Source organism: Roseovarius sp. PS-C2 (assembly GCF_018862045.1).
In the GTDB taxonomy this organism is placed as follows: domain Bacteria; phylum Pseudomonadota; class Alphaproteobacteria; order Rhodobacterales; family Rhodobacteraceae; genus Roseovarius.
In genome coordinates, this window is the sequence record NZ_JAHKSQ010000033.1 from 1 (window position 1) to 2,056 (window position 2,056).

Consider the following 2,056-nt stretch of genomic DNA (forward strand, 5'->3'; position numbering starts at 1 on the left):
CAAACCAAACCCTCGCGCAAATCCAAGGCAGAGCTTCTGCGCGACATGCTCACGCGCGCAGATGGTGCAAAGCTCGACGACCTGTGCAAGGCCACCGGCTGGCAGGCGCATACGGTGCGCGCGGCGCTGAGCGGGCTGGGCAAGGCCGGCCATGTGATCGAGCGCGGGAAAGACGCCGCCGGCCAGTCGATCTATCGTATCACCACCCCGGTGGAGGCGGGGCAATGACCCCGGTGGCGGAGATCGAGGTGATGGACCGCCCGGGTCTTGTCGCGCTCTGGCAGGACCTTTTCGGTGGCCCGCCGCCCAAAAGCCTCAGCCGTCCGGTCCTGCGCCGCATCCTCGCCTTCGAGGTGCAGGCGCGCAGCCGGGGCGGGTTGCCCAGGGGATTTGTCGCAAAGCTCGAGCGTGCCGCCGGGGAGGCGGCGCCAAAGCGCAGCCCGAAGATGCAACCGGGTGCCCGGCTCCTGCGCGAATGGAACGGTGTCACCCATGTGGTCGATGTGACCGAACAGGGGTATTGCTGGCGAGAGCAGACCTGGCGCTCGCTCTCGGTCATCGCGCGCGAGATCACCGGCGCGCATTGGTCGGGCCCGCGCTTCTTCGGCCTGACCAGAAGGGCAGGGGGATGAGCCGCAAGATCTGCTGCGCCATCTATACCCGCAAATCCACCGAGGACGGGCTTGACCAGGAGTTCAACTCGCTCGACGCCCAGCACGAGGCCTGCGCGGCCTATGTCATGAGCCAGCGGGGCGAAGGATGGGTGCTGACCCCCGCGCGCTATGACGATGGCGGTGTGTCGGGCGGTACATTGGAACGTCCGGGCCTGCAGCGGCTGATGGAGGATGTGGATGCCGGGCGGATCGACATGGTGGTGGTCTACAAGATCGACCGGCTGACACGGTCGCTTGCGGATTTTGCAAAACTGGTCGATCGCTTCGAGGCGGCGGGCTGTTCCTTTGTCTCGGTCACGCAGGCCTTCAATACATCCTCCTCCATGGGCCGCCTGACCCTCAACATGCTGCTGAGCTTTGCGCAGTTCGAGCGCGAAGTGACCGCCGAGCGCATCCGCGACAAGATCGCGGCCTCCAAGAAGCGTGGCCTCTGGATGGGTGGTATCCCACCACTGGGCTATGATGCCCATCCCGATCCGAACACCCGCAGCCTTGTGACCAACGAGGCGGAACGCGGCACGGTCGAGACCCTGTTTGCGCTCTATGACGATCTGGGCTGCCTGCGCGCCGTCGAACAGGAGGCCGCCAGGCAAAACCTGCGATCCAAGCGGCATGTGTTTTCCACGGGCCGTGTTCAGGGTGGCGGGCCGCTGTCGCGCGGCCAGATCCACCATATTCTCTGCAACCCGATCTATGCCGGAAAAATCCGCCACAAGGACAAGGTGTTCGAAGGGCAGCACGCCGTGATCATCGACGGTGACCTCTGGGCGCGCGTGCAGGCCAGGCTGCAGGCGGCCAGTGTCCGCCCCAGAACACGGAGCGAAGAGACAGGCGGTCAACAATCCCCGGGTCCCGCCGCGCCGCTTGTCGGAAAATTCCGCGATCCAACCGGGGATCGCCTGACACCGTCACACAGCAGGAAAGGGGGCCGTCGCCTGCGCTATTACCTGTCCAACCGCCTGCTTTCCGGGAGCGATCCCACCGGCTGGCGCTTGCCGGCGGCGCGGTTCGAGGCGGCGGTGGCGCAGGCGATTGCGGATCATGTCGAGCACGCGGCCGGGCGTCATGCGCTGCTGACCGTCCCGGATGCCGGGGCAGGGGAGGCGCTGCAAGAGAAGGCCGGTGATCTGGTCACGCGCCTTCGCGGAGGTGAGACACAGATTCTGGGCGAGATCGTCCGCGAGGGCCAGCTCGGAACAGACCGGATAATGATTGCCCTCGAGCGCAAGGCGTTGGCCAGCATTCTGAATGTCGCACCCGAAGACCTCTCTGACGACGCGCTTGCCATCGAGGCGCCCTTCAAAACCCGCCGGCGTGGGATTGAGACCAAGATCATTGTCGGGGATATGAAGCCCGCCCCGGATCGCACGCTTCTGCGGGGC

General features: G+C 65.7%; 3 protein-coding genes. All 3 read left to right on the forward strand.

Translation table 11 applies throughout. The features are described from left to right. Positions 1 to 228, forward strand: a 228-nt coding sequence (locus KPG71_RS19540; RefSeq protein WP_216340427.1) for a DUF3489 domain-containing protein, incomplete at its 5' end; no start/stop codon positions are given. After that, positions 225 to 632 carry a DUF2924 domain-containing protein gene (locus KPG71_RS19545; protein ID WP_216340429.1) on the forward strand — a complete coding sequence of 136 codons (408 nt, stop codon included), beginning with the start codon at positions 225 to 227 and terminating at the stop codon, positions 630 to 632. The genes KPG71_RS19540 and KPG71_RS19545, both read left to right, overlap by 4 nt. Further along, positions 629 to 2,056 (forward strand): recombinase family protein (locus KPG71_RS19550; RefSeq protein ID WP_216340431.1); only part of this gene is annotated, 1,428 nt, incomplete at its 3' end. The genes KPG71_RS19545 and KPG71_RS19550, both read left to right, overlap by 4 nt.

Bases quoted from the DNA above. Each gene is read 5' to 3' on its own strand.
- KPG71_RS19545 (WP_216340429.1), top strand. From the start codon at position 225: ATGACCCCGGTGGCGGAGATCGAGGTGATGGACCGCCCGGGTCTTGTC.